Genomic DNA, 25,652 nt, shown 5'->3' with positions numbered 1-25,652 from the left:
GAAAAAGCCGCCGAGGGCATGCGCCCTGGCGGCTCTTGCGCGATGCGCGGCTTACGTGGAACCTACATCGGCGGACGGCGTTTCGCTCAAAGCGCCGCGCGCGCGGCGGCGATCGCCGCGCGCACCTGCGCCGGCGCGGTGCCGCCGACATGGTCGCGCGCCGCGACCGAGCCTTCCAGCGTCAGCACCGCGTGCACGTCGTCGCCGATCAGCGCGGCCTTGTCGCCCAGGCCGGTGGCCTCGCGCAGCTCGGCCACGGTGAGGTCGGCCAGGTCGCAGCGGCGGTCGTCGCAGGCGCGCACGGCGTGGGCCACGGCTTCGTGCGCGTCGCGGAACGGCAGGCCGCGCTTGACCAGGTAGTCGGCCAGGTCGGTGGCGGTGGCGTAGCCCTGCAGCGCGGCGGCGCGCATGTTGTCGGGCTTGACCGAGATGCCCGGCACCATGTCGGCGAAGATGCGCAGCGTGTCGGCCACGGTGTCGACCGTGTCGAACAGCGGTTCCTTGTCTTCCTGGTTGTCCTTGTTGTACGCCAGCGGCTGGCCCTTCATCAGCGTCAGCAGGCCGACCAGGTGGCCGTTGACGCGGCCGGTCTTGCCGCGCGCCAGCTCGGGCACGTCCGGGTTCTTCTTCTGCGGCATGATCGAGCTGCCGGTGCAGAAGCGGTCGGCGATGTCGATGAAGCCCACGCGCGGGCTCATCCAGATCACCAGTTCCTCGGAGAAGCGCGAGACGTGGGTCATCACCAGCGCCGAGGCGGCGCAGAATTCGATGGCGAAGTCGCGGTCGGACACGGCGTCGAGCGAGTTGCGGCACACGCCGTCGAAGCCAAGCTGCTGCGCCACGAACTCGCGGTCGATCGGGTAGCTGGTGCCGGCCAGCGCGGCGGCGCCCAGCGGCAGGCGGTTGACGCGGCGGCGGCAGTCGGCCATGCGCTCGGCGTCGCGCGTGAACATCTCCACGTAGGCCAGCAGGTGGTGGCCGAAGGTGACCGGCTGCGCCACCTGCAGGTGGGTGAAGCCGGGCAGGATGGTGTCGGCGTTCTTCTCGGCCAGGTCCAGCAGCGCGCCGCGCAGCGCGCCCAGCAGGCCGATGATGGCGTCGATCTCGCTGCGCAGCCACAGGCGGATGTCGGTGGCGACCTGGTCGTTGCGCGAGCGGCCGGTGTGCAGGCGCTTGCCGGCGTCGCCGACCAGCGCGGTCAGGCGCGCCTCGATGTTGAGGTGGACGTCTTCCAGGTCGAGCTTCCACTCGAAGCCGCCGGCCTCGATCTCGGCACGGATCTGCGCCATGCCGCGCTCGATCTCGGCGCGGTCGGCCTCGGCGATGATTCCCTGCTTGGCCAGCATGGCGGCGTGCGCGAGCGAGCCCTGGATGTCGAACAGCGCCAGGCGCTTGTCGAAGAACACCGAAGCGGTGTAGCGCTTCACCAGGTCGGACATCGGTTCGGAGAAGCGGGCGGACCAGGCTTCGCCTTTCTTGGCAAGTTGGGAGGTCATGGGCGGGTAAGGCTGGGTTGGCTCGCAGGCCGGCGGCGGCACCGCGGCGCGAGCGGGAAAATCGGGGAAACAGCGATTATATCGCTGCCGCCGCCTTCCCAGCCCGGCTTGTGGCTGGTGCCGGCGGCGCACCGGGGCCGGCCGGGCGGGCGCGCCGCGGCGCCGATGGCCGGCGGCGGGTGATGCCGGCGGCACAGGGCCGGCGCGGGCCGGCGCGCGCGCGCCTGCCGCGGCCCGAACGGAAACCCGGGCCGGGCGGACTGGCGCCGCCGCGGCCCCGGCGGGGTCGGCGGAATCGGCGGAATCGGCGGAACCCGCGGGATCAGCCGCTATTGCGCAGCCCCGCTGCCACCCCGTTGATGGTGAGGTGGATGCCGCGCCGCACGCGGATGTCGTCGCCGTCCTTGCCCGAGCGATAGCGCTTGAGCAGCTCCACCTGCAAGTGGTTGAGCGGGTCGAGGTAGGCGAAGCGGTTCTTGATCGAGCGCGCCAGCAGCGGGTTGTCGGCCAGGCGCTCCTGGCGCCCGGTGATCAGCGCCAGCATGTCGCAGGTCAGGTGCCACTCGGCGCTGATGCGCGCGAACACGGTCTTGCGCAGCGCCGCGTCCTCGCACAGCGCGGCGTAGCGCGAGGCCACCGCGAGGTCGGTCTTGGCCAGCACCATGTCCATGTTGGACAGCAGCGTGGAGAAGAACGGCCACGACTTGACCATGCGCCGCAGCGTGGCCTGCGCCGCCTTGCGCGCCTTGTCGTCGGGCGCCGCGTCCAGCACCGCCCGGACCGCGCTGCCGAAGCCGAACCAGCCCGGCAGCAGCAGCCGGCACTGGCCCCACGAGAAGCCCCACGGAATCGCGCGCAGGTCCTCGATGCGGCGGTGCTTCTTGTCCATCAGCTTGCGCGAGGCCGGGCGCGAGCCGAGGTTCAGGTCGGCGATCTCGGTGATCGGCGTGGTGGCGAAGAAATAGTCCTTGAAGCCCGGCGTGTCGTAGACCAGGTCGCGGTAGGACGCGAAGGCGCGGTCCGAGAGCTGCTGCATCATCGCCTCGAACGCGGCCAGCTCCTTCGGCGCGTTCTGCGTGGGCAGCAGCGACGCTTCCAGCGTGGCGGCGATCACCGTCTCCAGGTTGCGCCGGCCGATCTCGGCGTTGGCGAACTTGCTGTTGATGATCTCGCCCTGCTCGGTCAGGCGGATCTGCCCGTTGACCGTGCCCGGCGGCTGCGACAGGATGGCCTGGTAGGTCGGGCCGCCGCCGCGGCCGACCGTGCCGCCGCGGCCGTGGAACAGGCGCAGCTTGACTTTGCGCTGCTCGAACAATTGCACCAGCGCCAGCTCGGCCTTGTACAGCTCCCAGTTCGAGGTCAGGAAGCCGCCGTCCTTGTTGGAGTCCGAATAGCCCAGCATCACTTCCTGCTCGCCGCCGTGGTGGGCGATCACCGGGGCGAAGCCCGGCAGCTCCAGCAGCGACTGCATGATGCCGGCGGCGTTGCGCAAATCCTCGATGGTCTCGAACAGCGGGATCACCATCAGCTCCATGCGGGCCGGGTCGGTCTTGCTGCCGAGCGTGCCGCGCAGCATGCCGGCTTCCTTCTGCAGCAGCATCACTTCCACCAGGTCGGACAGCGTCTCGGTGTGCGAGATGATGTAGTTGCGCGCCACGCGCGCGCCGTAGCGGGCGCGCAGCTGGCGCGCGGTGTCCAGGATGGCGAGTTCGCTGCGGGTCTGCTCGGAGTAGGTGTGCCACGGCAGCGTCAGCAGGCGCGGCTGGCGCAGCTCGGCCAGCAGCAGCTCGAGCTTGCGCGCCTCGGGCAGGCCGGCGTAGTCGGCCTCCACGCCGGCGGCGGCGAACAGCTCGGCGATCACGGCTTCGTGCACGTCGGAGACCTGGCGCATGTCGATCGACGCCAGGTGGAAGCCGAACACGGCGATGGCCTTGGCCAGCGCGTCGATGCGCGTGCGCGCCAGCGCCGCGCCGTGGTGGGCGCGCAGCGAGTCGGTCACCACCTGCACGTCGGCGGCGAACGACTGCGCGTCGGCGTAGGGCGCGGCGTCGGCCACCGGGTGGCGCGGCGCGGCCTGGCCGTTGATGGCCAGGCAGGTGGCCGCCAGGCGCGCGTAGATGCCGATCAGCGCGCGGCGGTAGGGCTCGTCGGCGCGATGGTCGGAATGGTCGGGCGAGATGTCGGCCAGCGCCAGCAGCTCGGGGCTGGCCTCCACCATCAGGCTGGACATCGACAGCTCGGCGCCGAGCGCGTGCACCTCGTCCAGGTACCACTCCAGGATCAGCGACGACTGCTTGGTCGCGGCCTGCTCCAGCGTGGCCGCGGTGACGTTGGGGTTGCCGTCGCGGTCGCCGCCGATCCACGAGCCCATCTGGAAGAACGGCGCGAGCTGCGCCGGGCCGGCCGCGGCCGGCGCGCCCTTGTGGCGGCGCGAGGCCGGGAACACCGCGGCGATGTCCTCCTCCAGCTCGCTCATCAGTTGCGGGATGCCGCGCAGGAAGCAGGTGCGGTAGTAGGACAGCGCGTTCTCGATCTCGTCCACCACCATCAGGCGCGTGTTGCGCAGCATGCGGGTCTGCCACAGCGTGGTCACGCGCGCGCGCAGCAGCGCGGTGTTGTGCTCGCGCTCGCGCGCGGTCATGGGCAGGTCGCGCTCGGCCAGCAGGCGCGCGATCTCGCGCTCGGCGTCGAGGATGCTCTTGCGCTGCACCTCGGTCGGGTGGGCGGTGAGCACCGGCACGATCAGCGCCTCGTCGAAGAACTGGCGCAGGGTCTTGCCCGACACGCCGGCCGCGTCGATGGCCTGCAGCGCGCGCGCCAGGCTGCCCGGCTGCGCCGGCGAGCCGGCCAGCGCGTGCACGCGGCGGCGGCGGTTGTGGTGCTGGTCCTCGGCGATGTTGGCCAGGTGCGAGAAATAGCTGAACGCGCGCACCACCCAGTTGGTCTGGTCGCGCGACAGGCGCTTGAGCAGGCGGTCCAGCTCGGCGCCGGCGGCGCGGTCGTTCTCGCGGCGAAAGCGCACCGCCATCTGGCGGATGGTCTCGACCAGCTCGAAGGCGGCCTCGCCTTCCTGCTCGCGCACGCAGTCGCCCAGCAGGCGGCCCAGGAAGCGGATGTCCTCGCGCAGCGGCACGTCCTTGTCGCTGGCGCGGCGGGCCGGCGCCGGCGCGGCGGTGGCGTTCGCGGCACTGGCGGCCTTGGTGGGCTTGATGGGCCTGGTGGCCTTGACGGGCTTGGCGGCGTCGGCGGATCGGGGGAGCCGGGCCGGTCTGGCGCCGGCGGCGGGCGGGGCGGGGGGGCTTGCGGGAACCGTGGCCAGGGCCAGGGCGGCATCGGGGGCGTCGGCCCGGCTGGCGGCGGTCTGGCGCCGGCCGGCAGGGCGCGCGGCTTGCTGCGTCATGCAATCTCCTGTTGTCTCGTCTCTCTTATTCGTCGCCTGGAGCGGCTTGGGGTGCGTGCTAACATGCGCGGATGCAAGCATCCGTTCCCCAGTCTTCCTCCGGCGCCGCGCCGCGCAAGCTTGTCATCGCCTCCCGCGAAAGCCGTCTGGCGATGTGGCAGGCCGAGCATGTGCGTGCTGCGTTGCAACAATACTATCCCGCGTGCGATGTGTCCATCCTGGGCATGACGACCCGCGGAGACCAGATTCTAGACCGCACGCTGTCGAAAGTCGGCGGCAAGGGGCTCTTCGTCAAGGAGCTGGAGATCGCGATGGCCGACGGCCGCGCCGATCTCGCCGTGCACTCGCTCAAGGATGTGCCGATGGAGCTACCCGCCGGGTTTGCGCTGGCCGCCATCATGGAGCGCGAGGACCCGCACGACGCGCTGGTGTCGGCGCGCTTCGGCTCGCTCGACGAGATGCCCGCCGGCACCGTGGTGGGCACCTCCAGCCTGCGCCGCGAGGCCGCGCTGCGCGCGCGCTACCCGCACCTGGAGATCCGCCCGCTGCGCGGCAACCTCGACACGCGCCTGGCCAAGCTCGACCGCGGCGACTACGCCGCCATCATCCTGGCCGCCGCCGGGCTCAAGCGCCTCGGACTGGCCGGCCGCATCCGCGCCGTGCTCGATCCGGTCAGCTCGCTGCCGGCCGCGGGCCAGGGCGCGCTGGGCATCGAGATTCCCGCCGGCCGCCCCGAGCTGGCCGCCTGGCTCGCCCCGCTCAACCACGCGCCGAGCGCGCTGGCCGTGACCGCCGAGCGCGCCGTGTCGCGCCTGCTGGGCGGCTCCTGCCAGGTGCCGCTGGCCGCCCACGCGCGCTGGGACGGCGCGCAGCTGCGCATCGACGCCTTCGTGGCGCTGCCCGACGGCAGCCGCAGCGTGCGCGCCAGCGCCGCGGCGCTGGTCGCGGGCGACGACGCGGTGGCCCGCGCCGAGGCGCTCGGCAGCGCCGTCGCCCGCGACCTGCTCGACCAGGGCGCCGCCGGCATCCTGGCCGCGCTGGCGGATCCGGCTTCGCCGCAAGCTCCCGCCTGAGGCCGGCCCATGCCCCGCCCGACCGTCGTTGTGACACGACCCGCCGGGCAGTCCCGGCAACTGACCGAGGCGCTCTCGGCAGCCGGCCTGGACGTGCTCGGCTTTCCCCTGCTGGCGATCGGCCCCGCCGCCGACGAAGGCCCGCTGCGCGCCGCGCTGGCGCAACTGGCGGACTTCGCGCTGGTGGTCTTCGTCAGCCCCAATGCCGTGGCCTTCGCGCTCGACGCGCTGGCCCAGGTGCAGGACAAGCCCGCGCCGCGCTGGCCCGAGGCCGTGCCGCTCGCGGTGGTCGGCCCGGCCAGCGTGGCCGCGCTGGCCGAACGCGGCATCGCCGCGCCCGCCTGCCGCGTGATCGCGCCGGCGGGCAGCCATGCGCATGAGGCGGACGGCGCCGGCCTGGCCGACAACGGCGACGGCGCCGACAACGAAAACGGCAATGGCAATGGCAACGGCGGCGACAGCAGCAACGGCAACGACGGCGGCGACACCCGCTTCGACTCCGAAGCCCTGTGGCAGCAGATCGACAGCCAGCTCGGCGCGGCGGCGCTGGCCGGGCGCCAGGTCCTGATCGTGCGCGGCAACGGCGGGCGCGACTGGCTGGCCGAGCGCCTGCGCGGCGCCGGCGCCGAGGTGCGCGCCGTCGAGGCCTACCGGCGCTCGGTGCCCGCGCCCGGCAGCATGCAGTGGCAGGCCGTGCGCGACGGGCTCAAGCCGGGCGCGCCGCCGCAGGCGTGGCTGCTGACCAGTTCCGAGGCCGTGCGCAATCTCGACGGCATGGCCCGCGAAGCGCTCAGCCCGCAGGAGCTGGCGGGCCTGCGCCAGGTGCAGTGCATCGCGCCGCATGCGAGAATCGCCGAGCAGGCCGCCGCGCTGGGCTTCGCGCACGTGCTGCGCGCCGCGCCGGGCGACGAAGGCCTGCTCGCCGCGTGCCGCCAGTGGGCCCAGGCCCACGCCGGCCCGCCCGCGCCGATGCCGGCGCCGGCATCGGCACCGTCCGCCGTGGCAACGGTGGCGCCGCCGCCGCCGGCCTTGCCGGACAACGCTTCCTCCGCCATATCGTCAACAACGCCAACGAAGGCCGATCGCGTGACGCAAGAACATACCGCTACCGCTCCTCCCGCCACCAGCCCGCCGCCCGCGGCGCCGTCCGCCCGCGGCGCGGCGCGCGTCAGTCCGTGGTGGCTGCTGCTGGTCCTGCTGATCCTCGCCATCGGCGGCGGCTTCTGGTGGCTGCAGAACCGCGTCGAGCACCTCACGCAGGAACTGGCGCGGCGCCAGCAGAGCAACGACGCGCTGGTGCAGGAAACGCGCGTGCTGTCGCGCAACGCGCAGGACACGGTCAAGGAGCTGCAGGCCAAGGTCGGCGCGCTCGACGGCCAGCTCGGCGAGGCGCGCGACAAGCAGTCCGCGCTCGAACAGGTCTACCAGGACCTGATGCGCAACCGCGACGACTGGGAAATCGCCGAGATCCAGCAACTGCTGACCAACGCCGGCCAGCAGCTCCAGCTGACCGGCAACGTGCAGGTGGCGCTGGCCGCGCTGCAAAGCGCCGACACCCGCCTGGCGCGCACCGACAAGCCGCAGTACAACCTGCTGCGCCGGGCCATCGCGCGCGATGTCGCGCGCATGAAGGCGGTGCCGGACACCGACCTGACCGGCGCCGCCATCAAGCTCGACGAAGCCATCAACCAGGTCGACACGCTGCCGCTGCTGTCGAGCGAGCGCATGCTCGAGCGCAGCGAGGCCGACGCGCGCAAGGCGGAGGCGACCACCAGGGCCGAGGCGAAGCCCGACAAGGGCAATACGAAGAACGTGGCGCGCAGCGCCGCCGCGCCGTCGGTGGGCAACGCCGTGGCCGGCTGGTTCGGCGGCCTGTGGGACAGCGTGCGCGACGAGCTGACGCAGGTCATCCGCATCCGCCGCGTGGACGACGCCCAGGCGCTGCTGCTGACCGGCGACCAGGGCTGGTTCCTGCGCGAGAACGTCAAGCTGCGCCTGCTCAACGCGCGGCTGGCGCTGCTGTCGCGCAACGAGCCGGTGTTCCGCAACGACCTCGCCGCCGCGCAGGCCATGATCGGCCGCTATTTCGACACCAAGTCGCGCCGCGTGCAGGCCGCGCTGACGCTGCTCAAGCAGGCCCAGGCCGGCGCGGTGTCGGTGCAGCTGCCGACGATGGCGGAAAGCCTCGGCGCGCTGCAGGCGCTCAAGAAGGAGTAGCGCATGCGGCTTCTGTTCTGGGTGGCGATCCTCTTTGGCGGCGCGGTCGGGCTGGCGCTGTTTACGCAATTCAACCAAAGCAACGTGGTGCTGTTCTACCCGCCGTACCGGGTCGAACTCTCGCTCAACCTCGCGCTGGCCCTGCTGCTGCTGGCGTTCTTCGTGGTCTGGACCATCCTCACCACGGTGCGGCACCTGTCGGAGATGCCCGGGCGCGCCGCCGCCTACCGCGAGCGCAGCCGCATGAACCGCGCGCAGGCCGCGCTGCGCGAGTCGATCGAGAACCTGTTCGCCGGCCGCTTCGCGCGCGCCGAGCGCACCGCGCGCGAAGCCCAGGCCTGGCCCGAGCAGGCCCAGACCGCGGCGCTGATCGGCGCGCGCGCCGCGCACCGCATGCAGGAAATGGAGCGGCGCGACGCCTGGATGGCGCAAGTCACCGACCCCGAGCGCGAGCAGGCGCGGCTGGTGTCGATGGCCGAGCTGCTGGTCGACGCGCGCGACGCCGAAGGCGCGCTCGAGACCATCGCGCAACTGCAGTCGCAGGGCGCGCGCCAGATCCACGTGCAGCGCATCGCGCTGCGCGCGCACCAGCACCTGAAGAACTGGTCCGAGGTGCTGCGCCTGGCGCGCTCGCTGGAAAAGCGCAACGCCATCCACCCGGTGCTGGCGCTGCGCCTCAAGCAACTGGCCTGCGAAGCGCTGCTCGAAGAGCGCCGCCACGACGCCGAGGCGCTGCAGGACCTGTGGCGCTCGCTGTCGGCCGACGAGCGCCGCGCCGCGCGCATCGCCGAGCCCGCCGCGCGCTACTTCGCCGTGCTGGGCCGCCAGGACGAGGCGCGCAAGATCGTGGAAGACGCGCTCAAGGTGAACTGGGACAGCCGGCTGGTGCTGCGCTATGCCGAATGCGCCGAGCCGGGCCACGCGCTGCCGCAGATCCAGCAGGCCGAGAAATGGCTGGCGCAGCATCCGGTCGATGCCGACCTGTATTTCGCGCTGGGCATGCTGTGCCTGGGCGAGAAGCTGTGGGGCAAGGCCCAGTCGAGCTTCGAGCGCGCGCTGCGGTACGCCGACGACGAATCGCAGCGCCGGCTGCGCGTGCGCGCGCACCTGGCGCTGGGCCGGCTGTACGAAGAGACCGAGCGGCCCGAGGAAGCGCAGAAGCACTATCGCGAAAGCGCCATGCTGGCGGCGTAGCGAGGTAGCGGCCGCCGCGCCGGGCGCTCATCCGGCCGGCTTGCCGCCCGCGTCGTCGGGAATCGCCTCCGCCTCCGACTTTGTATCCGCCTCGCCCGGACCGCCGTCCGGGCGTTTTTCCTTCACCACCGCGTAACGCGCCAGCGTCTCCCTGCGCGCCACGTCGTGCTGCACGAGCGGGCGCGGGTAGTCCTTGCCGAGCTTCACGCCGGCGGCGGCCAGCACGTCGTCGGGCGCGGTCCACGGGGCGTGGACGTACTTGTCCGGCAGCCGCGCCAGTTGCGGCAGGTACTTGCGGATGAAGCGCCCCTGCGGATCGAACTTCTGCGATTGCGTGACCGGGTTGAAGATGCGGAAGTAGGGCTGCGCGTCGCAGCCGGTCGAGGCTGCCCACTGCCAGCCGCCGTTGTTGGCGGCCAGGTCGAAATCGTTGAGCTGGTCGGCGAAATACTGCTCGCCGCGCCGCCAGTCCACGCCGAGGTCCTTGACCAGGAAGCTGGCCGCCACCATGCGCAGGCGGTTGTGCATGTAGCCGCTCTGCCGGATCTGCAGCATGGCCGCGTCCACCAGCGGGTAGCCGGTGCGGGCGTCGCGCCAGGCCTGGAAATAGCGCTCGCCGGTGTCGCCGTCCACCCAGCGGATGGCGTCGTAGGCCGCATGGAACGCCTGCCCGGCGGCCACGCGCGGATGGTGGTGCAGGATCATGAAATAGAAGTCGCGCCAGATCAGCTCCGACAGCCACGTCGCCGCGCCCGCGCTGTCGGCGCCGCCGCGCAGCACCGCCTCGTGGGCTGCGCGCGCCAGCGTGCGGATCGAGAGCGTGCCGAAGCGCAGGTGCACCGACAGGTAGCTCGGCCCGCGCAGCGCGGGAAAGTCGCGCCGCCGGGCGTAGTCGCCCATGCGCGCGAGGAAGTCGCCGAGCAGCGCGTGGGCGCCGGCGCTGCCCGCCGGCATGGCGATCTCGGCCAGGTTGGATGGCGCGAAACCCAGCGCGCGCAGCGTGGGCAGCGCCCGCGCGTGGGCCCTGGGGACCGGGGCGAGCGCCGGCAGGTAAGGCTCGACCGGGTAGGGCTTGAGGTCGAACGGCAGCAGCGCCTTGAGCCAGGCGTTCTTGTACGGCGTGAACACCGAGAACGGCGCGCCCTGGCCGGTCAGGATCTCGTCGCGCTCGAAGACCGCCTGGTCCTTGAAGGTGAAGAAGGCGCGCGACGCTGCCGCCAGCGCCTGGCCGACGTCGGCATCGCGCGCCTGCGCGGCGGGCTCGTAGTCGTGGTTGGCGAAGACCGCCTCCGCGTCCAGTTCGGCGGCCAGCGCGGGGATGGCCGCGCGCGCCGCGGCGTCGAGCACGATCAGGCCGCCGCCGGCCGCCCTGAGGGCGGCGTCCAGCGGCGCCAGCGAGGCGAGGATGAACTCCACGCGGCGGTCGGCGGCAAGGCCGCGCGCGCGCAGCGCGGCGAGGATCTCGCGGTCGAACACGAACGCGCACCACACCCGGCGGCAGTGCTTGAGGGCATAATGCAGCGCCGCGTGATCGTCGGCGCGCAGGTCGCGCCGGAACCAGACCAGGCCGCGTTCGAAGCGCCGGTCGATCCGGTAGGGCTGGCGCGTGCCGGCGGGCGGGGTGGGCAAGATCGGCGTTCCTCGGGATTGAAGCCTGCTACCCTAGCACACGGGCGGCCGGAGGCCGCGCCGCGGCGCCGGTTTTGCATGCCGGTGCATATACTTCCCGATTTTTCCAGCATTCCAGACAGCAAGAAGCAAGACATGGCCACCACACTCGACCGCATCCTCCAATCGCAAGGCTTCGGCACCCGCCGCTACTGCGGCGACCTGATCGGCGCCGGCCTGGTCGAGGTCGACGGCGTGCTGTGCGAGGACCCGCGCGCGCAGTTCGAGATCGACGGGCTGCGCCTGACCGTGGACGGCGAGGAATGGATCGGCCACACCAAGGCCTACCTGATGCTCAACAAGCCGGTCGGCTACGAGTGCTCGCAGCGCCCGCGCCACCATCCCAGCGTGTACAACCTGCTGCCGGTGCCGCTGCGCCAGCGCGAGGTGCAGGCGGTGGGCCGGCTCGACCAGGACACCACCGGGCTGCTGCTGCTGTCGGACGACGGCCAGTTCATCCACGCCCAGACCTCGCCCAAGAAGAAGGTGCCCAAGGTCTACGAGGTGACGACCGCCGAGCCCGTCACGCAGGCCCAGGTCGACGCGCTGGTGGCCGGCGTGCAACTGGAGGACGAGCCGGCGCCGCTTGCCGCCGTGGCCTGCGAGGCCACCGGCGAGCGCGGCCTGCGCCTGACCCTGTCGGAGGGCAAGTACCATCAGGTCAAGCGCATGGTGGCGGCGGCCGGCAACCACGTGGAGGCGCTGCACCGCAGCGCCATCGGCGGGCTGGTGCTGGAGCCGGCACTGGCGCCGGGCGAATGGCGCTGGCTCACGCCGGACGACCTCGCCGCGCTGACGCGCAAGGAGTAGGGCGCGCGGCAACGCGCGCCGGGGCCGGAAGGGTGTTCATGTTGCAGTGCGGCATGAGCGAATCTTTTCCGGACGGACGGCTTTGATTTGATAAAATGCAGGGATGGCGACGCTGGAAGCCCCAATCAATCTCACCAATCAGTTCCTGATTGCCATGCCCGGCATGGCAGACCCGACCTTTTCGGGTTCCGTCGTCTATTTGTGCGAGCACAACGACCGCGGCGCGCTGGGCCTGGTGATCAACCGGCCTATCGACATCGACATGGCCACGCTGTTCGACAAGATCGACCTCAAGCTGGAGATCCAGCCGGTGGCGCAGCAGCCCGTGTATTTCGGCGGTCCGGTGCAGACCGAGCGCGGTTTCGTGCTGCATGATCCGGTCGGCATCTACGTCTCGTCGCTGGCGGTGCCCGGCGGGCTCGAGATGACCACCTCCAAGGACGTGCTCGAAGCCGTCGCCAACGGCAGCGGCCCGCACCGCTTCCTGCTCACGCTCGGCTACGCCGGCTGGGGCGCCGGGCAGCTCGAGGACGAGCTCAGCCGCAACGGCTGGCTGACGGTCCAGGCCGATCCCGAGATCATCTTCAGCGTGCCGCCCGAAGAACGCTTCGCCGCCGCCATCCGCCTGCTGGGCATCGACTTCACCATGCTCTCGGGCGAGGCCGGGCATGCCTGAGGGCGCAGCGGCGTCCACGCCGCCAGGCCCGCTGCCCGCCGACGGCACCGTCCTCGCCTTCGACTACGGCGAGAAGAAGATCGGCGTGGCGCTCGGCAACTTCATCACGCGCGAGGCGCGCCCGCTCGTCATCCTGCCCAATCCCACCGTGGCAGCCCGCTTCGAAGCGGTGGCCGCGCTCGTCAGGGAATGGGCGCCGGTGCGGTTCGTGGTGGGCATGCCGGTCAACCCGGACGGCGGCGAGCAGCCTTCCATGCGCCTCGCCCGCCGCTTCGGCAACCAGCTCAACGGCCGCTTCGGCCTGCCGGTGGAGTGGGTCGACGAACGCTACACCTCGCGCCTGGCCCAGATGGCCGGCTACCGGCCCGGCGAGCTCGATGCCGAGGCCGCCCGCCTTATCCTGCAACAGTACTTCGACCAGCATCCCCTATGACCCAGACTTCCTCTCCAGACGCCGAGGCGCTCTATCGCACGCTGCGCGACCAGGTGCAGGCCGCGCTGCCTGACGCCGAGCGCGCGCAATGGTCGGTGGCCGGCATCCATTCCGGTGGCGCCTGGATCGCCGAGCGGCTGGCCGCCGACCTGCATCTGGCCGGCCACGGGGTCATCAACGTCGCCTTCCACCGCGACGACTACGCCAAGAAGGGCCTGCACAGCCAGGCCCAGCCCACCACGCTGCCGTTCGACGTGCAGGACCGCAAGATCCTGCTGATCGACGACGTGCTCGCCACCGGCCGCACCATCCGCGCCGCCGTCAACGAACTGTTCGACTACGGCCGCCCGGCCCGCGTGGCGCTGGCCGTGCTGGCCGACCGCGGCGGGCGCGAGCTGCCGGCCGCGGCCGACTTCGTCGCCGCGCATGTCGAGCTGCCGCCCGGCACCACGCTGGTGCTGTCGCACGAGGGCAGCGGCGCCGGCATGCGTTTCGCCTTCGCCGTCGAGGCCACCGGCAACTGAGGCCGGCGCATGGCCGGGCCAGGCGCGCGCGGGCGGATGCCCGCCACGCCGGGCCGGCCTGCAAGCTCAGCAACGAACCAGACCGCTCCAGACCAGCCAATCGCCGCCGCCCGGCTCTCTTCCACTGCCATGATCAAGACGTTCCGCAACCCGCAACTGACCAAGAACGGCGAGCTCAAGCACCTGCTGTCGATCGAAGGCCTGTCGCGCGAGATGATCGCGCACATCCTCGACACGGCCAGCCAGTTCGTCTCGCTGTCCGATTCCGACCGCGACGTCAAAAAGGTGCCCTTGCTGCGCGGCAAGAGCGTGTTCAACCTGTTCTTCGAGAACTCCACACGCACCCGCACCACCTTCGAGATCGCCGCCAAGCGGCTCTCGGCCGACGTGCTCAACCTGAACATCAACGCGTCCTCGACCAGCAAGGGCGAGTCGCTGCTCGACACCATCAACAACCTGTCGGCGATGTCGGCCGACATGTTCGTGGTGCGCCACGCCAGCTCCGGCGCGCCCTACCTGATCGCCGAGCACGTCGCGCCGCACGTGCACGTGATCAACGCCGGCGACGGCCGCCACGCGCACCCCACCCAGGGGCTGCTCGACATGTACACGATCCGCCATTACAAGCAGGACTTCACCAAGCTCACGGTGGCCATCGTGGGCGACATCCTGCACTCGCGCGTGGCGCGCTCCGACATCCACGCGCTGACCACGCTGGGCGTGCCCGAAGTGCGCGCGATCGGCCCGCGCACGCTGCTGCCGTCCGGCCTGGAGCAGATGGGCGTGCGCGTGTTCCACAACATGGAAGAAGGGCTCAAGGGCGTCGACGTGGTCATCATGCTGCGCCTGCAGAACGAACGCATGAGCGGCGCGCTGCTGCCGTCGGCGCAGGAATACTTCAAGGCCTACGGCCTCACGCCCGAGCGGCTGGCGCTGGCCAGGCCCGACGCCATCGTGATGCACCCCGGCCCGATGAACCGCGGCGTGGAGATCGACTCCGCCGTGGCCGACGGGCCGCAGTCCGTGATCCTCAACCAGGTGACCTTCGGCATCGCCGTGCGCATGGCGGTGATGGGGATCGTGGCCGGGAACCACGACTGACCGCGACCGCACTCCAGCGCCACAGCCAGAACAACCGCAACAAGCCAAGCGACACGATATGAAGATCCACATCAAAGGCGGCCGCCTGATCGACCCGGCCGCGAACGTCGATGCGCAGCAAGACCTCTACATTGCCGCCGGCAAGGTCGTCGGCGTCGGCAGCGCGCCGGCGGACTTCCACGCCAACAAGACCATCGACGCCAGCGGGCTGGTCGTCTGCCCCGGCCTGGTCGACCTCTCCGCGCGCCTGCGCGAGCCCGGCTACGAATACAAGGCCACGCTTGAATCCGAGGTGGCCGCCGCCACCGCCGGCGGCGTCACCAGCCTGGTCTGCCCGCCCGACACCGATCCGGTGCTCGACGAGCCCGGCCTGGTGGAAATGCTCAAGTTCCGCGCCCGCACGCTCAACCAGACCCACGTCTATCCGCTCGGCGCGCTCACGCTGGGCCTCAAGGGCGAAACGCTGACCGAGATGTCGCAGCTCACCGAGGCCGGCTGCATCGGTTTCTCGCAGGCCGAAGCCCCGATCCGCGACACCCGCGTGCTGCTGCGCGCGCTGCAATACGCGCAGACCTTCGGTTTCACCGTGTGGCTGCGCCCCGAGGATCCCTACCTCGGCGGCGGCGTGGCCGCCAGTGGCGCGGTGGCCTCGCGCCTCGGCTTGTCCGGCGTGTCCGTGATCGCCGAGACCGTGCGCCTGCACACCATCTTCGAACTCATGCGCAGCACCGGCGCGCGCGTGCACCTGTGCCGCCTGTCCTCCGCCGCCGGCATCGAGCTGGTGCGCCAGGCCAAGCGCGAAGGCCTGGCCGTGACCTGCGACGTCAACATCCATCACGTCTCGCTGACCGACATGGACATCGGCTACTTCAACTCGCAGATGCGCTTCTCGCCGCCGCTGCGCGGCAGCCGCGACCGCGACGCCATCATCGCCGGGCTGATCGACGGCACCATCGACGCGCTGTGCTCCGACCACACCCCGGTGGACGACGACGAAAAGCTGCTGCCCTTCGCCGAAGCCTCGCCCGGCGCCACCGGGCTCGAACTGCTGCTGCCGCTGACGCTGCGCTGGGCCGAGCAGCACAAGGTCCCACTCGCCAGCGCGCTCGCCCGCATCACCTCCGAGCCCGCGCGTGTGCTGGGCCTGCCCGCCGGCACGCTGGCCAGCGGCAGCACCGCCGACATCTGCATCTTCCACCCCGCACAGGAATGGAAGGTCGAGCGGCGCGCGCTCAAGAGCCAGGGCAAGAACTCGCCGTGGCTCGGCTACGACATGCGCGGCCGCGTGCGCGCCACGCTCGTCAGCGGCCACGTCGTCCACGAACTGCACTGACACCGTGCCGGGGAGCCACGCATGACCTGGCTGCGCAAGACCGCGCTGATCCTCCACCTGCTGCGCGGCATCGTCACCTGCGCGCTGCTGTTCCCGTGGCTGGGCGCCGAGTCCCGGCGCTGGCACATCCGGCGCTGGTCGCGCCGGCTGCTGCGCATCTGCGGCATCACGCTCGAAGTCCAGGGGCTGGAGCCGGGCGAACTGCCGCCGCGCGGCGCGATGGTGGTGTCCAACCATATCTCCTGGCTGGACATCTACGTCATCAATAGCTGGTACCCGCCGCGTTTTGTCGCCAAGTCGGAGATCCGCGACTGGCCCGTGATCGGCTGGCTGTGCGGCCACACCGGCACCATCTTCATCGAACGCGCGCGCAAGCGCGACGCGCACCGCGTGCTGCACGCCATCACCGACGTGATGCTGCAGGGCGACCTCGTCTGCGTGTTCCCCGAAGGCACCACCACCGACGGCACCAGCGTGCTGCCGTTTCACGCCAACCTGATGCAGGCGCCGGTTTCCGGCGGCCTGCCGGTGCAGCCGGTCGGGCTGTCCTACCTCGACGCCGCCACCGGACAGCCGACCACCGCGCCCGCGTACATCGGCGACCTGAGCCTGCTCGATACGCTCAACGCCGTGCTGCGCTCCGGCCCGATCACCGCCCGCCTGAGCTTCGCCCCCGCGCTGCACGCAACGTCGGCCAGCCGCCGCGAACTGGCCGAAGCCGCGCGCGAAGTGGTCAGCCACCTGAGCCAGGGCGCCCGGCAGCACGCCGTGGACGCGGTCGTGCGGGTCAACAGCGCCAGCGCCGCCGGCCGCGCGGCCGCACCCGCCGACGACCTGCCCGGCCTCGCGGACGACGGCTCGCCCGCGCCGGCTACGTCGCAATAAACCGGCTGCGCTAGGCCAGCGGGTCGCAGTACTGCGGGCACTCGACCTGCACCAGCGTTCGCCCGGCCGGATCCGCGGCCAGCCGCGCGGCGGTCAGCCTGCCGCCCCAGACGCAGCCGGTATCCAGCGCCATCAGGTTCGGCCGCATCACCAGCCCGAGCGTGGACCAGTGGCCGCACACCACGGTGGTGTCGGCCGTGCGGCGGCCCGGGACGTCGAACCACGGCATGACCCCGGCCGGCGCATCGGCAAGCCCCTCCTTGGTTTTCAGGTCCATCACGCCATCCGCGCTGCAAAAGCGCAGCCGCGTGAGCGCGTTGACGACGACGCGGTGACGCTCGATGCCGCGCAGGCCGTCGCTCCAGCGGTCGGCGCCGTTGCCGAAGATGTCGGCGAGAAAACCCTGCCAGTTGGCGCCCCGGAGCTGTTCCTCGATCTCCTGGGCAAGCTCCACCGTCTGCGCGGCGGTCCACTGGGGCAATACACCGGCATGGACCAGCAGGAATCCCCCCTCGCGGATGGCCAGCGGCCGGTGCCGCAGCCATGTGATCAATTCATCGCAATCCGGCGCGCCAAGCATCTCGTCCAGCGTATCGCTGCGCCCGCGCTTGCGCACGCCCGCGGCCACCGCCAGGAAATGGATGTCGTGGTTGCCCAGCACCGATTCGGCGCGCGCGCCGAGGGCGCGCACGGTACGCAGCGTCCGCAGGGAAGCGGGGCCGCGGTTGATGAGGTCGCCGACGAAGCGCAGGGCGCTGTCGGTGGGAAGGCGGGAGAGCAGTTCGTCGAACGAACCGGCGCAGCCTTGGAGGTCGCCGATGGCGAAAAATGCATTAAAGATCACTAAAAATCCATGACAGAGAAATTGCAGGCATAATTTGGCTCAGAACTCTTTCTTTGTGCTAACAATCCGACTGGACGTTACAACAGGCTACAAAAAGATGCGGGGCGGCGGCAAAGCCTCGCCTTCGGTCGGATAGAATACCGCCACTTCTGCAGGTACTTAAGATCCCGCCATCTCCCCACGATGGAACAAGGCGGGCGCTCGGCGTCCGCCGGGTCCTCGAAATATATCGATAGGCAGGGAGCACAACTTTTGTCTTATATTCTCGTCACTGGTGGTGCGGGGTTTATCGGCGCCAATTTCGTCCTGAACTGGCTGGGTACGAAGGGCGCCGATGGCATCGTCAACGTCGACAAGCTTACCTACGCCGGCAACCGCAAGACGCTTGCCCCGCTAGAGAGTGACGACCGCCACGTCTTCTCCCGGACCGACATCTGCGACCGTGCCGCGCTGGATCGGCTGCTGGCGACCCACAAGCCGCGCGCCGTGGTGCATTTCGCCGCGGAAAGCCACGTCGACCGGTCCATCCACGGGCCGGGAGAGTTCATTCAGACGAACATCGTCGGCACTTTCACCCTGCTGGAGGCGACGCGTGCCTACTGGGGCGCGCTTGGCGACGAAGCCCGCCAGGCCTTCCGCTTCCTGCACGTTTCCACCGACGAGGTCTTCGGCTCCCTGGAGGCCGGCGATCCGCAGTTCTCCGAAACCACGGCCTACGCTCCCAACAGCCCCTATTCGGCGTCCAAGGCCGCATCCGATCATCTGGTGCGCGCCTACCATCATACCTATGGCCTGCCGGTCCTCACCACGAACTGTTCCAACAACTACGGTCCATATCATTTCCCGGAAAAGCTCATCCCGCTGATGATCGCTAATGCGCTGGGCGGGAAACCGCTGCCGGTATACGGGGACGGGCTGAACGTGCGCGACTGGCTGTATGTCGGCGATCACTGCGCCGCCATTCGCGAGGTGCTGGCGCGTGGCCGCGTGGGCGAGACCTACAACGTCGGCGGCTGGAATGAGAAGACCAACCTCGATGTCGTGCATACGCTGTGCGATCTGCTTGACGAACTGAAGCCCAAGGCGGCGGGTTCGTACCGTGATCAGATTTCGTTCGTGAAGGACAGGCCCGGTCATGATCGCCGGTACGCCATCGATGCACGCAAGCTGGAGCGGGAACTCGGCTGGAAGCCCGCCGAGACGTTTGAGAGCGGGTTGCGCAAGACCGTCCGATGGTACCTGGACAACCAGGCCTGGGTTCAGGACGTGATGTCGGGCGAATACCGGAACTGGGTTGCGAAGCAATATGCTGCGTAAGGCGCTTGATACTCCCACTCTTCTGGTAACAGGAAGCAACGGCCAGGTTGGGTTTGAACTGCGCCGCAGTCTGGCACCGCTCGGTAACGTCATCGCGCTCGACCGTGCCGGTTGTGACCTCACGCGCACCGACGACCTGCGCCGGCTGGTTCGCCAGTATCGGCCCGATGTCATTGTCAATCCCGCGGCTTACACCGCTGTCGACAAGGCCGAGACCGATGTGGAGACTGCGTTTGCGGTCAATGGCACCGCGGCCGGCGTGCTCGCCGAGGAGGCGCGGGTGCTGGGCAGCCTGTTGGTGCACTACTCGACCGACTATGTGTTCGATGGACGGAAGGAGGGAGCTTACGTCGAGTGGGACGCGGCCAGTCCGCAATCCATCTATGGCAAGAGCAAGCTTGCCGGGGAGACGGCCATCGCGGCATCCGGCGCGCAGGCGCTCGTGCTGCGCACCTGCTGGGTAGCCGGCGCCCACGGCGGCAACTTTGCCAAGACGATGCTCAAGCTCGGCCGTGAGCGCGACAGCCTGCGCGTGATTGCGGACCAGTTCGGCGCGCCGACCACGGCTGCGCTGATCGCGGACGTGACTGCGCAGATCATCGCGCGGCATTGGCTGGAAAAGGATCGCGGGGCCTTCGCATCCGGCATCTATCACTTGGCCGCCGGCGGCGAGACCAGTTGGCACGGCTACGCTACCGAAGTGCTGCGCTATGCGGCTTCGTGCGGCGTGGCACTGAAAGTGGATCCTGTGGACATCGCGCCGATTCCCGCAAGCGAATATCCGCTACCGGCGCCTCGGCCGGCGAACTCGCGACTGAACACAAGCAAGCTGCGCGAGACCTTCGACATTCATCTTCCGGATTGGCGGCAGGGCGTTCATTACCTGCTCGACCAGATTCTTTCCTGATCTCAGCACCATGCGTAAAGGCATCATCCTGGCCGGCGGCTCCGGCACGCGGCTTTATCCGATTACCCGCTCGGTATCCAAGCAATTGCTCCCAGTTTATGACAAGCCGATGATCTACTATCCGCTGTCGACGCTGATGCTGGCGGGGATTCGTGACATCCTGGTGATTTCCACGCCGGAAGACACGCCGCGTTTCGCCGAGATGCTCGGCGACGGCAGCCGGTGGGGCATCAATCTGCAATATGCGGTACAGCCGTCGCCGGACGGGCTCGCGCAGGCCTTCATCATCGGCCGCGACTTCATCGGCGGTGATCCGTCGACGTTGATTCTGGGCGACAACATTTTCCACGGTCACGATCTCGTGCGGCAACTCGAGCACGCGGCCGCGCGGAGAACTGGCGCGAGCGTGTTTGCCTACCACGTGCATGATCCCGAGCGATATGGCGTGGTGGAATTCGACGATAGCTTCCGGGCAATCTCGCTCGAAGAAAAGCCTACCAAGCCGAGCTCGAATTATGCGGTCACGGGGCTGTATTTCTACGACTCGCAAGTCTGCGATATCGCGGCGGATATCAAGCCATCGGCACGCGGTGAGCTCGAGATCACCGATGTTAACAAACGCTATCTTGAAATGGGGCAGCTCGACGTGGAGATCATGGGCCGCGGCTATGCCTGGTTGGACACGGGAACCCATGACTCGCTGCTGGAGGCGGCCAGCTTCATCGCCACGCTGCAGAAGCGGCAAGGGCTGATGGTGGCATGCCCCGAGGAGATCGCCTACCGCAGCAAGTGGATCGATGCCGAGCAGGTGGAGAAGCTGGCGAAGCCGCTGTTGAAGAACGGCTATGGTCAATATTTGCAGCGGATCGTTTCGGAATCGATCAAATGAGCTTGAATATCGTTCGCACGGCTATTCCGGACGTAATCGTCATCGCCCCAAAGGTGTTCGGCGATTCACGTGGATTCTTTTTCGAGAGCTTCAACCAGCGTGCTTTCAGCGACGCGACCGGGGTAGATCTCGATTTTGTGCAGGACAATCATAGCCGCAGCAGGAAGGGTGTCCTGCGTGGCTTGCATTATCAGGTCCAGCAGCCGCAAGGCAAACTGGTGCGCGTGGTGCGGGGCGCCGTATTTGATGTCGCCGTGGATATTCGCAACGGGTCCGATACGTTCGGCAAATGGGTCGGTGTCCAGCTGACCGAGGACGACCACAAGCAACTATGGGTGCCGCCGGGTTTCGCGCACGGCTTTGTCGTTCTCAGCGAATCCGCAGATTTTCTGTACAAGACCACCGATTACTACGCCCCCGAGCACGAGCGCTGCATTGCCTGGAATGATCCGGAGATCGGTATCGACTGGCCTCTGACTCGCAATGGCATTTCCGAACCGCAATTGTCTGCCAAGGATCAGCGCGGCGCGCGATTGCGTGATGTCTGAGGGCTGATCGCATGTCGTTGCGGCGAAATACTCTCTGGAATCTTGCCGGGACCGGGCTACCGTTGCTCGTCGGGGCAGTGACGATCCCGTACCTGATAAAACAAGTCGGCATCGAGGCCTTCGGTGTGCTCACCCTCATATGGGCGCTGATCGGCTATTTCAGCCTCTTCGACTTCGGCCTGGGACGCGCTCTCACACAGCAGGTCGCCACCTCGAGATCGTCGGGTGGCCATGCGATGCTGCCGAGCCTCGTCAAGACGGGGTTGGGATTCACTGCCGTCACCGGACTAGGCGGGGGACTGCTGCTTGCCGCGCTCGCCAGCCCCCTGGCTTCGCATTGGCTCAAGGTCAGTGCTGCCTTGCAGCACGACACTATGCTGGCGCTCTTGGCTTCGGCTGTCGGCATCCCATTTACCACGGTGACTACCGGCCTGCGAGGTGTGCTGGAGGCATACGAAGATTTTCGCAACGTGAATCTGCTTCGCATGGGCCTGGGCACGGCCAATTTCGGCTTGCCAGCCTTGAGCGCGCTCGTGCTGGGCAAATCGCTCGTGTGGATGGTGGTCAGCCTGATACTGGCACGGGCGGTCGTGCTTGTCGCTCATGCCTGGTTGGTCCACCGGAAACTCCCGAGCGGCTGGCTCCGCGCTAGGTTCAGTCGCGATAATATGCGCCGATTGCTGTCATTCGGCGCGTGGATGGCGCTGTCTAACGTCGTCAGTCCCTTGATGGTGACGGCGGACAGGTTCGTGATCTCGGCCGTGCTCGGGGCCAGCGTGGTCGCTTATTACACCGTTCCATCGGAGGCGCTGGTCAGGGTCCTAGTGGTGCCGGGGGCGTTGACGGCCGCATTGTTTCCGCGTCTTGCGGCAACCATTTCGACGGATCTGACGCGGGCGAAGGCGCTATATCGAAGATGCCTGACGATCGTTGCCTTGTTCCTGTTTCCTATCTGTCTGCTGATTGCTCTTGGCTCCTGGTGGGGCCTGAATCTCTGGATCGGGGAGACTTTCGCGGACAAGTCATGGCAGATTGTCTGCATTCTCGCCCTCGGGCTGTTGTTCAATGGCGTGGCATTTGTGCCGTTCGCGGCAATCCAGGCCACCGGAGATGCGCGTACAACAGCCTATCTCCATCTCTTCGAACTGGCGCTTTATATTCCAGTGTTGTTTTTTGGATTAAAGATCTTTGGACTGATCGGCGCCGCGGTGGCATGGACGGTCCGTGTGGGAATCGATCTGGTGGCGTTGCTGATTTGTGCGCGGGAAAAAGGCCTCTGACCTCTTGGCTGCGGGGGCTCATGGCTATGGTATGCCGCAGTGGATGACATGGGAAGACTGAGTCGGAAATTGTGGCCCGATGAGATGATCTACATCATCCCATCGGTGGGTTGATATGCCGGACCTGCACGTGTTTGGAGTCCATCCGTCTGCGAAGATGGAAGATGAATACTGAATGATCCCTTTTTATGCCGCCTTCTCTTTGATTTTTGTGTTGGCTTCCGTGGAGGAGCACATCAAGCCGAGGAAAGAGCTCTTCATCTTCCTTGCGCTGTTGCTCGTTCTGTTTGCCGGCCTGCGGTCGAGTGGTGTCGATCTCGACTATGAGGGCTACCAGAACTGGTTCGATGAAGTGTTCTCGCTGGGGGAGTATGTGGCCGATCCGGTCGCTCTCTTTCAGCGGGATCCTTCGTATCAACTGATTTCCTCGGTATTCAAGTCGATCGGGCTGCCTTTCGTGACGCTGGTCCTGGCGATGGCATGTGTCACCGTCGTGCTGAAAATGCGGATGATCTGGAGATTATCGCCGGCACCATTGTTTTCCGTCTTTTTTTATTTTTCGTATCTGTATCTGCTGCAGGAAATGACACAGATTCGCGCGGGCCTGGCGGCGGCGATTTTTCTCTATGCCATTCCCTGGCTTGCGCAGCGCCGACACGTCGTATATGTGGGCCTGATATTGCTGGCGGCTTCATTTCACTATTCGGCACTGATTCTGTTGATATTTCTGCCGCTCAAGGAGACATCCGGGAATGGCCGCGGGTACCTGATTGTGTTGATCGGGTCGGTAGTTCTGGCTCTGTTGGGCTGGACCATCGATTCCGCTTTCCTGAAAATAGCGGAGCTGGGCGTCGATAGCCGGCTGAGTTTCTATGCGGCGGCATCGGTTGATTCACTGGGCACTACGAATCTGTTCAACAGCATATCGATTCCCAATTTGTTTCTAAGCCTGATGCTGCTACTGAATTTCGAGAAGGTACGAGATGCCGCGCCATATGCTTCGTTCATGGTTCGCATCCATGCGATCTCCGTGATCATGTTCTTCCTGCTCAGTGGCTATCCGGTCATGGCGTTCAGGCTGAGCGAGATGATCGGGGTCGTCGGGATCGTGGCCTGGCCGCTGCTCATTCCAATTTTTCGTTCGCCGTGGTGGAGGAATACCTTTTTCTTGCTGATTGGGCTTAATTATCTGATTTCGACTCTCAGGCTGATGCAGGACTACTCGATGCTTGGACTGAACTGATGATTGGATTCGTGGCGGGGATGCTGGTGCTGAATATCCAGGTCGATTGTTATGGAAAATAAACACATATACGCAATCATCATCAGCTATAACGGCGGGTCGGAGGTGTCTGCGACTGCTAGATCGATTTGTGGTCAAGTCGACAAGGTCGTGGTGGTCGATAATGGATCGGATGAGCCGACGCTGACCGTGCTCAAGGGTCTGGAGGCAGCGGGTATCATTGAGCTGGTCTGCCTTGGCGAGAATCGCGGGATTGCCCACGCACAGAATGTCGGTATCGAGGTGGCTCACCAGCAAGGGGCGGAGTGGGTGCTGACGCTGGACCAGGATAGCTTCTGCACCGGGCGAATGGTCGAGCGGCTGCTCGCCGCGGCCACAAAGTCGACGGAAAAACTGGGCTTTTGTTGTCCCGTCATAAAATATGAAACGTCTGTCGATGAGATGGCGCAGGAGCAGGGAGTTGAGCACGTCGACTACGCCATCAGCTCCGGTTGCCTGTTTCCAATGGCGACGCTGCAGACGGTGGGGCAGCAGGTTGATGAGTATTTTATCGATTCAGTGGATTTTGAATATTGCTTGCGACTGGCGGTCAATGGCTACCGCATGCTCAGAGTCAAGGATGCGATTCTTCGGCATAAGCTGGGGGTAAGGAAGAAGGTTGATTTCCTGGGGCGAAGTTTCTTCGTCTCCGTGCATGCGCCGTTTCGCCGTTATTATGTGGTAAGAAATCATATATTCCTGGTCAGGGAATATTGGCGCCGAAAGCCGGCGTTTCTGGTCAAGAAAACGATTTTCCTGTTTCTGCTGTTCCTGCAGATATTGTTCCTGGAGGACAGGAAAATGGAAAATATCAGGCAATGTGGGCGAGGCGTGATTGATGGAATCATGGGGCACGGTGGGAAAAATATGGTCAACGTCCACTCATGATTTCGAGTGGCTGTCGTTCTGGGCAGCCCCTACAACTTCGGCTGAATCCTGTTTGGGGTTTGTGTGATGCATAGAATTGCATTTGTTTGTGTTGACTACAACGGGTGGGAGTACACCCGAAAATTTCTTGCGTCACTCGAGCACCAGAGGGGGCGGGGCGTCGAATTCATGCTGGGCTGCGTTGTCGTGGACAACTCCACGGATGCCGCGTGTTCCGACAATCTGCGCGCCAGCGTCGCGGGGCTGGACTGGGTAACCTATCGGCATGCGCAAAAAAATGCCGGGTATTTTGGTGGGCTGAATCTGGGTTTGGTGGATCTGAGGCTCGATGAATGGGATTATGTTGTCGTCTGCAATAATGATCTCGAATTCGAAGAGGACTTCTGCCGGAAACTTATTTCGAGGCAGTACGGGAGCGAAGTGTTCTCGATCTGCCCGGATGTCGTGACGGCGGATGGCTATCATCAAAATCCTCATGTGCTGAAGCCGATCAGTTGGCTGCGCCGGCTGCAGTTCGATTTCTATTTCTCCCATTACTACGTCGCGCGCGCGCTGACGGCGGTGCTGCGGATCGTCCGGCCGGGTAAGTCGTCCCCGCTCCAGCCGCCAGAGAGTTGCGAAATTCACATGGGGATTGGTGCGTGCTACATCCTGACCCGTGAGTTCCTGCAGCGCTTCGGGGCGCTGGACTATCCTCATTTTCTCTACGGAGAAGAGGCGTTCATCTCCCATCAGATCCACACCGCGGGTGGTATTCTTTTATATGATCCGGACTTGCTCGTTCATCACGCGGAGAGTGCTGCAACCTCGAAGGTACCAAAGCGGGCCACGTATGAATTTGCTCGTCAAGGTTATTCGGAATACAGGAAAATGCTGTGAAACAAGAT

22 protein-coding genes are annotated in these 25,652 nt (G+C 67.1%); 18 read left to right on the top strand and 4 right to left on the bottom strand.

Annotated elements, in window-relative coordinates; genetic code table 11:
* Positions 1 to 86: 86 nt before the first annotated feature.
* Positions 87 to 1,496, bottom strand: coding sequence for an argininosuccinate lyase (gene argH, locus ACWTPI_RS15720; protein ID WP_029043887.1), 1,410 nt, complete (start codon positions 1,494 to 1,496; stop codon positions 87 to 89).
* Positions 1,497 to 1,818: 322 nt separating this feature from the next.
* A complete protein-coding gene (gene ppc, locus ACWTPI_RS15715) occupies positions 1,819 to 4,896 on the bottom strand; it encodes a phosphoenolpyruvate carboxylase (protein ID WP_020206180.1) in 3,078 nt (1,025 codons plus the stop codon).
* Positions 4,897 to 4,967: 71 nt separating this feature from the next.
* Here ppc and hemC point away from each other — a divergent pair, with 71 nt between their 5' ends.
* Genes hemC through ACWTPI_RS15700 form a run of 3 tightly spaced genes read left to right on the top strand, consistent with a single transcriptional unit; the run spans position 4,968 to position 9,380 of the window.
* A complete protein-coding gene (gene hemC, locus ACWTPI_RS15710; protein WP_059411100.1) occupies positions 4,968 to 5,969 on the top strand; it encodes a hydroxymethylbilane synthase in 1,002 nt (333 codons plus the stop codon).
* A gap of 9 nt (positions 5,970 to 5,978) precedes the next feature.
* Positions 5,979 to 8,186, top strand: coding sequence for a fused uroporphyrinogen-III synthase HemD/membrane protein HemX (hemDX, locus tag ACWTPI_RS15705; protein WP_454732113.1), 2,208 nt, complete (start codon positions 5,979 to 5,981; stop codon positions 8,184 to 8,186).
* A gap of 3 nt (positions 8,187 to 8,189) precedes the next feature.
* Complete coding sequence (locus tag ACWTPI_RS15700; protein WP_454732112.1) at positions 8,190 to 9,380, top strand: heme biosynthesis HemY N-terminal domain-containing protein; 1,191 nt, start codon at positions 8,190 to 8,192, stop codon at positions 9,378 to 9,380.
* A 27-nt stretch (positions 9,381 to 9,407) separates the two neighbouring features.
* Here the strand turns inward: ACWTPI_RS15700 and ACWTPI_RS15695 are convergent, their stop codons facing one another.
* Entirely contained in the window at positions 9,408 to 11,009 is a 1,602-nt protein-coding gene (locus tag ACWTPI_RS15695) for a cryptochrome/photolyase family protein (protein ID WP_454732111.1), read from the bottom strand.
* Between the two features lie 135 nt (positions 11,010 to 11,144).
* On the opposite strand from ACWTPI_RS15695, the gene ACWTPI_RS15690 reads away from it, so the two are divergent.
* The 7 genes from ACWTPI_RS15690 to ACWTPI_RS15660 all read left to right on the top strand — a co-directional run bounded on the left by ACWTPI_RS15690 (position 11,145) and on the right by ACWTPI_RS15660 (position 16,810).
* Complete coding sequence (locus tag ACWTPI_RS15690; protein WP_454732110.1) at positions 11,145 to 11,858, top strand: 16S rRNA pseudouridine(516) synthase; 714 nt, start codon at positions 11,145 to 11,147, stop codon at positions 11,856 to 11,858.
* Between the two features lie 103 nt (positions 11,859 to 11,961).
* Positions 11,962 to 12,534, top strand: coding sequence for a YqgE/AlgH family protein (locus ACWTPI_RS15685; protein ID WP_020206186.1), 573 nt, complete (start codon positions 11,962 to 11,964; stop codon positions 12,532 to 12,534).
* Positions 12,527 to 12,967 (top strand): Holliday junction resolvase RuvX, encoded by a 441-nt coding sequence (gene ruvX / locus ACWTPI_RS15680; protein WP_020206187.1) that lies wholly within the window; start codon positions 12,527 to 12,529, stop codon positions 12,965 to 12,967. Before ACWTPI_RS15685 ends, ruvX begins: the two co-directional genes overlap by 8 nt.
* The gene (gene pyrR / locus ACWTPI_RS15675; RefSeq protein WP_020206188.1) at positions 12,964 to 13,491 is read left to right on the top strand and encodes a bifunctional pyr operon transcriptional regulator/uracil phosphoribosyltransferase PyrR; all 528 of its coding nucleotides are present in this window, start codon (positions 12,964 to 12,966) and stop codon (positions 13,489 to 13,491) included. Before ruvX ends, pyrR begins: the two co-directional genes overlap by 4 nt.
* Positions 13,492 to 13,620: 129 nt before the next feature.
* Positions 13,621 to 14,592, top strand: coding sequence for an aspartate carbamoyltransferase catalytic subunit (locus ACWTPI_RS15670; protein ID WP_020206189.1), 972 nt, complete (start codon positions 13,621 to 13,623; stop codon positions 14,590 to 14,592).
* A gap of 58 nt (positions 14,593 to 14,650) precedes the next feature.
* On the top strand, positions 14,651 to 15,925 hold the full coding sequence (locus ACWTPI_RS15665; RefSeq protein ID WP_020206190.1) for a dihydroorotase: 1,275 nt from the start codon (positions 14,651 to 14,653) through the stop codon (positions 15,923 to 15,925).
* A 21-nt stretch (positions 15,926 to 15,946) separates the two neighbouring features.
* Complete coding sequence (locus tag ACWTPI_RS15660; RefSeq protein ID WP_454732109.1) at positions 15,947 to 16,810, top strand: lysophospholipid acyltransferase family protein; 864 nt, start codon at positions 15,947 to 15,949, stop codon at positions 16,808 to 16,810.
* Between the two features lie 10 nt (positions 16,811 to 16,820).
* On the opposite strand, the gene ACWTPI_RS15655 is transcribed toward ACWTPI_RS15660, so the two are convergent.
* Positions 16,821 to 17,654 carry a symmetrical bis(5'-nucleosyl)-tetraphosphatase gene (locus ACWTPI_RS15655; RefSeq protein ID WP_454732108.1) on the bottom strand — a complete coding sequence of 278 codons (834 nt, stop codon included), beginning with the start codon at positions 17,652 to 17,654 and terminating at the stop codon, positions 16,821 to 16,823.
* Between the two features lie 252 nt (positions 17,655 to 17,906).
* Between ACWTPI_RS15655 and rfbB the strand changes: the two genes are divergently transcribed.
* From rfbB to ACWTPI_RS15615, 8 genes are all read left to right on the top strand, one after another.
* Positions 17,907 to 18,971, top strand: a complete 1,065-nt coding sequence (gene rfbB, locus ACWTPI_RS15650) for a dTDP-glucose 4,6-dehydratase (protein ID WP_454732107.1) — start codon at positions 17,907 to 17,909, stop codon at positions 18,969 to 18,971.
* Positions 18,961 to 19,878 (top strand): dTDP-4-dehydrorhamnose reductase, encoded by a 918-nt coding sequence (gene rfbD / locus ACWTPI_RS15645; RefSeq protein ID WP_454732106.1) that lies wholly within the window; start codon positions 18,961 to 18,963, stop codon positions 19,876 to 19,878. Before rfbB ends, rfbD begins: the two co-directional genes overlap by 11 nt.
* A 10-nt stretch (positions 19,879 to 19,888) precedes the next feature.
* Positions 19,889 to 20,767, top strand: a complete 879-nt coding sequence (gene rfbA / locus ACWTPI_RS15640) for a glucose-1-phosphate thymidylyltransferase RfbA (RefSeq protein ID WP_454732105.1) — start codon at positions 19,889 to 19,891, stop codon at positions 20,765 to 20,767.
* Positions 20,764 to 21,315, top strand: coding sequence for a dTDP-4-dehydrorhamnose 3,5-epimerase (gene rfbC, locus ACWTPI_RS15635; protein ID WP_454732104.1), 552 nt, complete (start codon positions 20,764 to 20,766; stop codon positions 21,313 to 21,315). Before rfbA ends, rfbC begins: the two co-directional genes overlap by 4 nt.
* A gap of 11 nt (positions 21,316 to 21,326) precedes the next feature.
* Positions 21,327 to 22,595, top strand: a complete 1,269-nt coding sequence (locus ACWTPI_RS15630; protein WP_454732103.1) for a flippase — start codon at positions 21,327 to 21,329, stop codon at positions 22,593 to 22,595.
* A gap of 175 nt (positions 22,596 to 22,770) precedes the next feature.
* Positions 22,771 to 23,838, top strand: a complete 1,068-nt coding sequence (locus ACWTPI_RS15625) for an EpsG family protein (protein ID WP_454732102.1) — start codon at positions 22,771 to 22,773, stop codon at positions 23,836 to 23,838.
* A gap of 51 nt (positions 23,839 to 23,889) precedes the next feature.
* Positions 23,890 to 24,765 carry a glycosyltransferase family 2 protein gene (locus ACWTPI_RS15620; RefSeq protein WP_454732101.1) on the top strand — a complete coding sequence of 292 codons (876 nt, stop codon included), beginning with the start codon at positions 23,890 to 23,892 and terminating at the stop codon, positions 24,763 to 24,765.
* Between the two features lie 66 nt (positions 24,766 to 24,831).
* Positions 24,832 to 25,644 (top strand): glycosyltransferase family 2 protein, encoded by an 813-nt coding sequence (locus ACWTPI_RS15615; protein ID WP_454732100.1) that lies wholly within the window; start codon positions 24,832 to 24,834, stop codon positions 25,642 to 25,644.
* The last annotated feature ends 8 nt before the right edge of the window (positions 25,645 to 25,652 follow it).

Source organism: Cupriavidus ulmosensis, assembly GCF_977008105.1.
Note: the sequence above shows the minus strand (reverse complement) of the source record. Positions and strands in the feature narration are given on the sequence as shown.

What these genes read in the sequence shown, in the direction of transcription:
- pyrR (WP_020206188.1), top strand. Translation starts at nt 12,964, where the DNA reads ATGACCCAGACTTCCTCTCCAGACGCCGAGGCGCTCTATCGCACGCTG.
- ACWTPI_RS15670 (WP_020206189.1), top strand. Translation starts at nt 13,621, where the DNA reads ATGATCAAGACGTTCCGCAACCCGCAACTGACCAAGAACGGCGAGCTC.
- ACWTPI_RS15660 (WP_454732109.1), top strand. Translation starts at nt 15,947, where the DNA reads ATGACCTGGCTGCGCAAGACCGCGCTGATCCTCCACCTGCTGCGCGGC.
- rfbC (WP_454732104.1), top strand. Translation starts at nt 20,764, where the DNA reads ATGAGCTTGAATATCGTTCGCACGGCTATTCCGGACGTAATCGTCATC.
- rfbA (WP_454732105.1), top strand. Translation starts at nt 19,889, where the DNA reads ATGCGTAAAGGCATCATCCTGGCCGGCGGCTCCGGCACGCGGCTTTAT.
- hemC (WP_059411100.1), top strand. Translation starts at nt 4,968, where the DNA reads ATGCAAGCATCCGTTCCCCAGTCTTCCTCCGGCGCCGCGCCGCGCAAG.
- ACWTPI_RS15665 (WP_020206190.1), top strand. Translation starts at nt 14,651, where the DNA reads ATGAAGATCCACATCAAAGGCGGCCGCCTGATCGACCCGGCCGCGAAC.
- rfbD (WP_454732106.1), top strand. Translation starts at nt 18,961, where the DNA reads ATGCTGCGTAAGGCGCTTGATACTCCCACTCTTCTGGTAACAGGAAGC.
- ppc (WP_020206180.1), bottom strand. Translation starts at nt 4,896, where the DNA reads ATGACGCAGCAAGCCGCGCGCCCTGCCGGCCGGCGCCAGACCGCCGCC.
- hemDX (WP_454732113.1), top strand. Translation starts at nt 5,979, where the DNA reads ATGCCCCGCCCGACCGTCGTTGTGACACGACCCGCCGGGCAGTCCCGG.
- argH (WP_029043887.1), bottom strand. Translation starts at nt 1,496, where the DNA reads ATGACCTCCCAACTTGCCAAGAAAGGCGAAGCCTGGTCCGCCCGCTTC.
- ACWTPI_RS15625 (WP_454732102.1), top strand. Translation starts at nt 22,771, where the DNA reads ATGATCCCTTTTTATGCCGCCTTCTCTTTGATTTTTGTGTTGGCTTCC.
- ACWTPI_RS15615 (WP_454732100.1), top strand. Translation starts at nt 24,832, where the DNA reads ATGCATAGAATTGCATTTGTTTGTGTTGACTACAACGGGTGGGAGTAC.
- ACWTPI_RS15620 (WP_454732101.1), top strand. Translation starts at nt 23,890, where the DNA reads ATGGAAAATAAACACATATACGCAATCATCATCAGCTATAACGGCGGG.
- ACWTPI_RS15700 (WP_454732112.1), top strand. Translation starts at nt 8,190, where the DNA reads ATGCGGCTTCTGTTCTGGGTGGCGATCCTCTTTGGCGGCGCGGTCGGG.
- ACWTPI_RS15685 (WP_020206186.1), top strand. Translation starts at nt 11,962, where the DNA reads ATGGCGACGCTGGAAGCCCCAATCAATCTCACCAATCAGTTCCTGATT.
- ACWTPI_RS15630 (WP_454732103.1), top strand. Translation starts at nt 21,327, where the DNA reads ATGTCGTTGCGGCGAAATACTCTCTGGAATCTTGCCGGGACCGGGCTA.
- ACWTPI_RS15690 (WP_454732110.1), top strand. Translation starts at nt 11,145, where the DNA reads ATGGCCACCACACTCGACCGCATCCTCCAATCGCAAGGCTTCGGCACC.
- ruvX (WP_020206187.1), top strand. Translation starts at nt 12,527, where the DNA reads ATGCCTGAGGGCGCAGCGGCGTCCACGCCGCCAGGCCCGCTGCCCGCC.